This is a genomic window from Sphingobacterium sp. 1.A.4 (genome assembly GCF_002734245.1).
Taxonomy (GTDB): Bacteria; Bacteroidota; Bacteroidia; order Sphingobacteriales; family Sphingobacteriaceae; genus Sphingobacterium; species Sphingobacterium tenebrionis.
Genome location: NZ_PEAZ01000108.1, coordinates 1 through 8,133, shown reverse-complemented (window position 1 = coordinate 8,133; position 8,133 = coordinate 1). Strand labels below are relative to the sequence as shown.

10 protein-coding genes and 1 pseudogene are annotated in these 8,133 nt (G+C 38.1%); 4 read left to right on the top strand and 7 right to left on the bottom strand.

Features of this window, described 5'->3' with window-relative positions; genetic code table 11:
• The 6 genes and pseudogenes from CRJ00_RS17210 to fbaA form a co-directional block, all read right to left on the bottom strand.
• Window positions 1-615, bottom strand: a pseudogene (locus CRJ00_RS17210) (carboxypeptidase-like regulatory domain-containing protein); the annotation flags it as partial.
• Window positions 616-786: 171 nt separating this feature from the next.
• The gene (locus CRJ00_RS17205) at window positions 787-1,314 is read right to left on the bottom strand and encodes a ferritin (protein ID WP_099367974.1); all 528 of its coding nucleotides are present in this window, start codon (window positions 1,312-1,314) and stop codon (window positions 787-789) included.
• A 200-nt stretch (window positions 1,315-1,514) separates the two neighbouring features.
• Window positions 1,515-1,877 (bottom strand): DUF6686 family protein, encoded by a 363-nt coding sequence (locus CRJ00_RS17200; protein ID WP_099367973.1) that lies wholly within the window; start codon window positions 1,875-1,877, stop codon window positions 1,515-1,517.
• Window positions 1,878-2,239: 362 nt separating this feature from the next.
• Window positions 2,240-2,581 carry a ribosome hibernation-promoting factor, HPF/YfiA family gene (gene hpf, locus CRJ00_RS17195; RefSeq protein WP_099367972.1) on the bottom strand — a complete coding sequence of 114 codons (342 nt, stop codon included), beginning with the start codon at window positions 2,579-2,581 and terminating at the stop codon, window positions 2,240-2,242.
• 14 nt (window positions 2,582-2,595) lie between these two features.
• The gene (locus tag CRJ00_RS17190; protein WP_099367971.1) at window positions 2,596-3,477 is read right to left on the bottom strand and encodes a tyrosine-type recombinase/integrase; all 882 of its coding nucleotides are present in this window, start codon (window positions 3,475-3,477) and stop codon (window positions 2,596-2,598) included.
• A 166-nt stretch (window positions 3,478-3,643) separates the two neighbouring features.
• Entirely contained in the window at window positions 3,644-4,723 is a 1,080-nt protein-coding gene (fbaA, locus tag CRJ00_RS17185) for a class II fructose-bisphosphate aldolase (protein WP_099367970.1), read from the bottom strand.
• 102 nt (window positions 4,724-4,825) lie between these two features.
• Here fbaA and CRJ00_RS17180 point away from each other — a divergent pair, with 102 nt between their 5' ends.
• From CRJ00_RS17180 to CRJ00_RS17170, 4 genes are read left to right on the top strand one after another with little or no spacing between them, the layout of a single operon-like run.
• Window positions 4,826-5,032, top strand: a complete 207-nt coding sequence (locus tag CRJ00_RS17180; RefSeq protein WP_306473117.1) for an ArsC/Spx/MgsR family protein — start codon at window positions 4,826-4,828, stop codon at window positions 5,030-5,032.
• On the top strand, window positions 5,029-5,112 hold the full coding sequence (locus CRJ00_RS19305; RefSeq protein WP_306473118.1) for an ArsC/Spx/MgsR family protein: 84 nt from the start codon (window positions 5,029-5,031) through the stop codon (window positions 5,110-5,112). Before CRJ00_RS17180 ends, CRJ00_RS19305 begins: the two co-directional genes overlap by 4 nt.
• A gap of 3 nt (window positions 5,113-5,115) precedes the next feature.
• Window positions 5,116-7,086 (top strand): M1 family metallopeptidase, encoded by a 1,971-nt coding sequence (locus CRJ00_RS17175; RefSeq protein WP_099367969.1) that lies wholly within the window; start codon window positions 5,116-5,118, stop codon window positions 7,084-7,086.
• 2 nt (window positions 7,087-7,088) lie between these two features.
• Window positions 7,089-7,784: a hypothetical protein gene (locus CRJ00_RS17170; protein WP_099367968.1), complete on the top strand. Its 696-nt coding sequence runs from the start codon at window positions 7,089-7,091 to the stop codon at window positions 7,782-7,784.
• Between the two features lie 162 nt (window positions 7,785-7,946).
• On the opposite strand, the gene CRJ00_RS19055 is transcribed toward CRJ00_RS17170, so the two are convergent.
• The coding region (locus tag CRJ00_RS19055) for a hypothetical protein (protein ID WP_218962212.1) at window positions 7,947-8,133 on the bottom strand (187 nt) is incomplete at its 5' end.

The window sequence follows — 8,133 nt, the reverse complement described above, 5'->3', positions numbered from 1 at the left end:
AGAAACATCCCCATAGTCATCGATAACCTCCAGATGCTTCACAAAATCGGCAGGGAGGTTCTTCGTGGCCATCAATAGGTTACCATCAAAGAACTTCCTTCCATCGACCTGTACCGATGTGATCATTCGACCATTGAAATAAGTGGTACCATCCCTTAATACCTGAAAGCCAGGCATTATTTTCAATGCATCTTCCAACATCGCTTTTTCAGGCACACTAAAAGCTCGCATATTAAATTGGATGGTATCTCCGCGATTTATAACTGGAATGACTTTTAGGATCCTAACTTCATCGATCAGGTTTAATTGTGGAAACATGCTGATTTTGGGGGCATAGATCTGATCTACAAACTTCTTGAAAACATAACTGCGGTTTACAATCTGCAAACCAAACATACTGTAAGAAATATTAACTACTTTTCCGTTTATCCCCTTGAGTTGATAGAATCCATTGTTGTCAGTAACGGTCTTAAGCGTATCCTGTTCACCCACAAGGCGGATATTGACCCCTTTTAAGCCTAAGCCGGAAGTATCTACGACCAATCCTTCTATGCTGCGATGGTTTTCTTGGGCATACGCCTTCAGAAAGACTGTCGAGAACAGCAGAATGGCCATCGTTATAGAAAGGATTATTCGCACAGATATTAAACTATAATGTTTCCTTATTTCAATAAATAATACTTCAAACTCAATTTACCATTAAAACGTTTAAACTTAAAATAATTGTATAAAAAAACGGGCTAAAAATTACTTTTAGCCCGTTTTTCTTTATTTTTTACGCGGAGATTATTCGCCGTCGAATGTTACTTTAACTAAATGACGATCAATTTCCCAACGACCGGTACCTTCTTCGCCGATTACATCGAACAATTCAAGGATACGACGTGCAATGTATTCTTCTTCTACCTGCTCTTCTAAGAACCATTGGATAAAGTTGAATGTTACGAAATCTTTTGCTTTGAAACATTTGTCAGCAATTTTGTTAAACTGCTCTGTTACGAACATTTCTTGCTCTAATGTTTGTTCAAATACACCTCTGAAAGATTCGAAATCAACAGGAACGTTGGTTACTTCTGGAGAGATGGAACGACCACCACGTGCAGATATATAATTGAAAATCTTCAACATATGCTCACGTTCTTCATTGGATTGTTTAGAGAAGAATGCTGCTGCATTATCTAATCCTTGATCATCACACCAAGCAGACATGGATAAGTACAATGCAGATGCATGTGCTTCAATCTTAACCTGTGCGTTCAATATGTTCTCGATCTCTTCGGAGATGGATGTTTTTAATTTTAATAGATCTTTCATTTTAATATATTTTAAGTTCTGAAGGATACATTCCCTCTAACTGACATATCAAAGATACGGCTATTTAAAAAAATTTATCGAAAAAATCTGCTATACAAATTCAGTCTAAATTAAACGTTTAAATGGCTAATCTATTTAGAATCAGTATAATTACAAAGAATGAGAATGGAATGACAAAGAATAGTATTTCGATGACAAACTTACCAGGCTAATACCGCTTTTTGTTGAAGACAAGCTTTGATTTCACTATTCAATTCGATCATAAACTTAGCTCCTGCCAAGAGCTCTTGAAGTTTAAGTACATCCTCCACAGCCAGAATAAAAATCCTTTCCGAGCGAAAAGGCATAATAATTTCAAAATCAAAAGATCTGGAAGAATTGTTTAGCATGGCTTCCACATCAATACTATCTATTGTTTTTTTGAACTGGAAAAAGTCTCGCACTTTAAATGGCGTAGCCTCCCCCTGGAAATCCAACCAATAACAATTCTTTCTACTACACTGATATACTGCACCTTGCGCTGTCTGAAAAATCTCCTCGAAACTGGCTACTGGACAAATCATCTGCTTTTTCCTTTAATTTGGAACAAATCTAAATATTATTAAGAATTAATCCAAATTGTGTTGGAGTATTTAGTATAAAGTAGTTAGTATTTAGACCTATGGCAGGAAAGTATTTAGTAGTTAGTAGTTAGTAGTGAGTATTTAGTAGTGAGTATTTAGTAGTTAGTATTTAGACCTATGGCAGGAAAGTATTTAGTAGTTAGTAGTGAGTATTTAGTAGTGAGTATTTAGTAGTGAATATTTAGTATTAAGACCTATGTTGCAAAATCTTGGTAGAAAATATTAGCCGCCATACAAAGTCTAACTACTAAATACTAACTACTAAATACTAAAAAAAAAGCCCTCTACCGAGGGCTTTTTCCTTAAAATTCTTCTTCTTCGTTCAGTAATTCTTTATGATTACTGGTTGCCGTTCTTGTTTTGGTTTTATGTTTATTTATTTGACGCCTGATGGATTCAATGGCAATATCTGTTGCTTCTTCAAAACTCTTAGCCTGTGCTTTGGCAAAAAGTTGGTTGCCAGGTACATTAAATTTTAGCTCGACGACCTTATTGGCTTCGTCATCCACATTTTCTAATCTGAGGTAGCAAACCCCTTCAATGATGTTGTCTAAAAATTGATTCAATTTCTCAGACCTCTTCTTAATGAACTCGATTAGTTTACTGTCAGCATTAAACTTAATTGATTGCACTGTAATGTTCATTTTTCCTCCTTTTTTTAAGCTTTTGGATGTGCTTGTTTATAAATTGATTTCAATCGCTCGGCTGAATTATGCGTATATACTTGTGTTGCAGTTAATCCAGCGTGGCCCAATAATTCTTTAATTGCGTTCAAATCAGCGCCGTTATCTAAAAGGGCAGTTGCAAAAGTATGTCTCAATACGTGAGGACTCCTTTTTTTCTGCGAAGTAATCATACTCAGATACTTTTTTACGATCTGGTAAATCATCTTTGCATATGCAGGCTTCCCTTCTTTGCTAACGATCAATTCTTCCGAAATGTTTTGGAATTGCTGTGCTTTTTTTTGTTGCAGGTATTTTTCTAACTCCCCAACCAAGGTTTTGTGTATCGGAACAAAACGCTCTTTGCTCCTTTTTCCGAATATAAGTATTTTTTTATTATAAAGATCAATATCCGACTCCTTTATTTTTAACAATTCCGCCAACCGAATCCCTGTCCCAAAAAGCAATTCCAGGACAATGAAATCTCTGCGGCTTTCAAAATCCTCCGCTTCCTGATCCAATTGCTCCAATAATTTCACCATCTTCTCCTTCTCCACCACTACCGGCAATCGCTTGGCAGTTTTCATGGCCTTGATCAAGGCCATCGGGTTCTTGGCGATCAGCTCCTCGCGAACCAAAAATTTATAATAGGATTTGATCGAGGAGATGGCCCTGTTCACAGAGCTTGGCTCTTTCCCCTGCTCCCGCAAGGTCGAGAAATAATATCGGAGAAACTTGTAGTCCACTTCCTCAAAAGGCATGTTCTCGGATTCCAGGAATTTCAACAGGTTTTCCACTTCCATCTCATAAGCTGTGATGGTATGGGCAGAATACCGCTTTTCAAACTTCAGGAAATTAATAAATCTATCCTTATACATGTCCTAATCCTTATATGGTAATATTAACGATAATTATTGGAAAAAATAATGACCACAAACATTTTTGATGGTGATATGACAACAAAAAAGCAGGTTTAACCTTTCGATTAAACCTGCCTTATTATATTTTAAAAAATGGTTTTAAATAAAACCGGTAGATGTAGAATTATAATTTACTGTTTACATCAATAGCATTCAATTCTTCAAACGCCTGTGTTAAACGAGTAACGAATGCTTCCTCACCCTTACGCAACCATACGCGTGGATCATAATATTTTTTGTTAGGCGAGTCAGAACCTTCAGGATTTCCGATTTGGCCTTGAAGGTAAGCATGGTTCTTTTCTTCATAAGCACGAACACCATCCCAGAAAGCCCATTGCATATCGGTATCAATGTTCATTTTAATCGCACCATAAGAGATCGCTTCCTTGATTTCTTCCGGACTTGAACCAGAACCACCATGGAATACAAAGTTAACCGGTTTTTCCGCTGTTAAATTGAATTTCTCACGGATATATTCTTGGGAATTATGTAGAATAATAGGTTGCAATTTCACATTACCTGGTTTATATACGCCATGTACATTTCCAAAAGCAGCAGCAACCGTAAATTTATCCGAAACTTCAGATAGCTCTTTATAAGCATAAGCTACTTCTTCAGGTTGGGTATAAAGTTTAGAGCTGTCCACATCAGAGTTGTCCACACCATCTTCTTCACCACCTGTTACACCCAATTCAATCTCTACCGTCATACCAAGAGGCTTCATGCGCTCTAAATATTTTTTAGAGATTTCGATATTCTCCTCGATTGGCTCTTCAGATAAATCCAACATGTGCGAAGAGAATAAAGGTTTACCATGTTGAGCATAGAATTTCTCGCCAGCATCCAATAATCCGTCGATCCAAGGAAGTAATTTTTTAGCAGCATGGTCGGTATGTAACATTACTGCAACCCCATAATGCTCTGCCAACAAATGAACGTGTTGAGCTGCAGATACTGCACCTAAAATACAAGCCTGCAAACCATCATTGTTCAATGATTTTCCAGCATAGAATTGTGCACCACCATTTGATAATTGAATAATTACAGGAGAGTTCACTTTCTTAGCAGTCTCCATAACAGCATTGATCGAATCCGTTCCGATGACATTTACAGCTGGCAATGCAAAGTTATGTTGCTTCGCAATTTCAAATAATTCTTGTACTTGATCTCCAGTTAAAACACCTTTGAAATCTTTTAGGCTCATAGTTTTTCTATCTTAGTTTCTTTAATAAAATAAAGATAAAGTTTTTTTTAGATTCAAAGAAATATMTTTAGCTTTCAATATTCACATGGAAACAATTTAAATATGCTACAAGTTTACGGAATCAAGAATTGCAATACAGTTAAAAAAGCTTTAGACTGGTTGAATGAAAACCAAATTGCTTATGAATTCCATGATTATAAAAAAGAACCTGCAACAGAGGCCCAATTGCTGAAGTGGGAGAAGGAATTGGGCTGGGAAAGTTTAGTGAACAAAAAAGGAACGACTTGGCGTAAGCCAATAATTCCATGATCAAAAGACCATTGATAGAAACCAAAAAAGGACTTCTTCTCGGATTCAATGAAGAAGAGTACCACAATAAACTTAAATAATTTATGAGAAAGAACATGCTAATTCCATTTGCTGCTGCCTTATTATTAGCCACAACAGCAAATGCCCAAACCCAGGCACCGCAGGCGACAAAGGTTGAATCAAAATATGATTATAAAGCGGCTTTCAACCCTGTTTTTTATAACAATACCGGTTCGGTTTATCGTTCAGCTTCTGGCAAGCCAGGACATCAATATTGGCAAAATGCAGCAAATTATGATATCAAGGTTAGCCTGAATGATCAAACACATGAGGTAAAAGGAAATGTAAAAATTTCCTATACCAATAACAGTCCGGACCAAATGGATTTTATCTGGTTGCAATTGGAGCAGAACCTATTCAATCCAGAGTCTATTGGTCAAGCGGTAGTTCCATTGAGCAATAGCCGATATGGAAGCTCTGGAAATGAGTTTCAAGGTGGGTATAAGATCAGTAATGTAAAAGAGCATTCCGGAAATGAAGTTAAATACAGCATCATCGATACCCGCATGCGCATCGAACTTCCAAAGACTTTGGCTGCGAATGGTGGAAAAGTAGAGTTTAGTATGGACTTCTCTTATATCGTTCCGGCAGAAGGTGCTGATCGTACTGGGATCCTGAAAACATCCAACGGTGATATTTACGCCATTGCCCAATGGTATCCAAAAGTAACCGTTTACGATGATGTGAATGGATGGAACAACCTTCCATACACCGGACCAGGCGAGTTCTACCTGGAATATGGGGATTTCAATGTGGAGATCACCGCACCAGCCAACCATATCGTGGTGATGGGTGGAGAACTATTGAATCCGCAGGAAGTATGGACCAAAGAGCAGTTGGAGCGATTAAATAAAGCGAAAAACAGCGATAAAACCGTTTTGATCCGTTCTGAAAGCGAAGTTACGAATCCGAATTCTAGGCCACAAAAATCAACATTGACCTGGAAATATAGATTGAACAACACCCGTGATGTTGCTTGGGCATCTTCCAAGGCTTTTATTATAGACGCGGCACAAATCAACTTACCTAGTGGAAAGAAATCCTTGGCCATGTCTGCCTATCCGAAGGAAAGTAATGGTGGAAATGCTTGGGAAAGATCTACGGAATATACCAAAGCATCTATCGAATATTATTCCAAGAAATGGATGGAATACCCTTATCCGGTAGCTATTAATGTGGCTTCCAATGTTGGGGGTATGGAATATCCAGCGATTGTTTTCTGTGGCAGCCGCGCTAGAGGCAGTAGCCTTTGGGGCGTGACGGATCATGAATTTGGACACATCTGGTTTCCTATGATCGTAGGATCGAACGAGCGTTTGTATGCGTGGATGGACGAAGGGTTCAATACCTTTATCAACGATCTATCTACTGAAGTGTTTAATAAAGGAGAGTACCATAGACCAAGAGGCAATAGAAATGCGATGACCCGGATGATCATGAATCCAGGTCTTGAGCCCGTGATGACAACCCCTCAGGGTATGAAAGAACGTAATATTGGTATATTGGCCTACTATAAACCTGGATATGCGATGCGTATTTTGAGAGATGAGGTGATCGGGCCAGAACGCTTTGATGCAGCTTTTCGTAAATATGTTGACTATTGGGCATATAAACACCCTACACCAGAGGATTTCTTCCGAGTGATCGAAAATGAAACCGGAGAAAACCTGAACTGGTTCTGGAGAAGCTGGATATTGAACAATTGGCAATTGGATCAAGCGATCGACAAAGTAGAATATGTGGATTCAGATCCGGCTAAAGGAGCCTTTATTTCCATCAGTAATCTGGAGAAAATGCCAATGCCTGTTGTTATTGAAGCCACTACAGAATCTGGAAAGAAAGTTCGCCATAAACTTCCTGTACAAGTTTGGGAAAACAACAGCACTTGGAGATTTAGGATGAATACTACAGAGAAGCTTTCCAGCGTTAAAATAGACCCAGACAATGTTTACCCGGATATTAGACCGGAAAATAATGTGTGGAACACAAAATAAAAATGAGAACTATAAAAGAAATACTATTGATGGTCATCCTGCTATTTGCTGGGATGACCTTAAGTTTTGCCCAGGATATCAAAGGAATTGTCATTGATTTAAAAAGTGATAAAAGGATTTCTGATGTGCAGATCAAGAACATACGGACGAATAAGGAAACCAAATCGGATGCGCAGGGAAATTTTACGATCCCTGGTCAGAAATACGATTATTTAAGCTTAACCCTTCGTGGATATGATCGCGATACGGCTTTTATTTATCAGGAATTGGGAGATATTTCGAGGATATATATGGTTCCGGATAATTCGACCATTGTGATCGATGAGGTGGTCGTAACGAAGATTACGGATAGTCGGATTGCAAGGGAAATCGAACGAGCAAAAAACAATAGTAAGGCGGTGGAAACGAGTCAAACCAGAGGTGGGTTAAGGGTTTCACCATCGAGGTTATTTGGAAAAGAGGCGAAACAGGCAAGAAATGCGATTAAGATATTGGAATTGGAGCAGGAACAGCGTGCGGTGGACAGGAAGTTTACTAATGAGTTGATTTTGAGTTTGGTACCTTTGAGTGCAACGGAACTTCCTCTTTTTAAGACTAAGTATAGGCCAACTTATGAATTTGTGAGGAATGCGGTTAAAGAGGATCTAACAGCGTATATACTGGTTTCTTACGCAGAATTCAAAAAAGGAACGAAATAGGAAATTTTATTTTTTGTTATCCACCTCTCCGTCATCGTAAGTTTGTAGGGAAGTTATAGGAATTAAAGAGACAGAATATAATTTTGTATTTCATTTAGGATACAGCGAGAGAGGGAGTAAGATTTTTAATCGTCATTGGTCCTTGAGAGACCCTTCGCAATGTTAATCCCCCTCTCTTATTCCTATCATAAACTTGGACAGTTCATTAGGCCAGGAGCCTGTTTTTACGATTGATAAGTTATGATAAGAGCTGCTGTAATCCACAAAAATGGTATACAAAGATGGTAACAGGTATTGATTGTTCAAAGGATTATTTTGACATTTCTGTCCAATCGGGACAGAAAGAGGT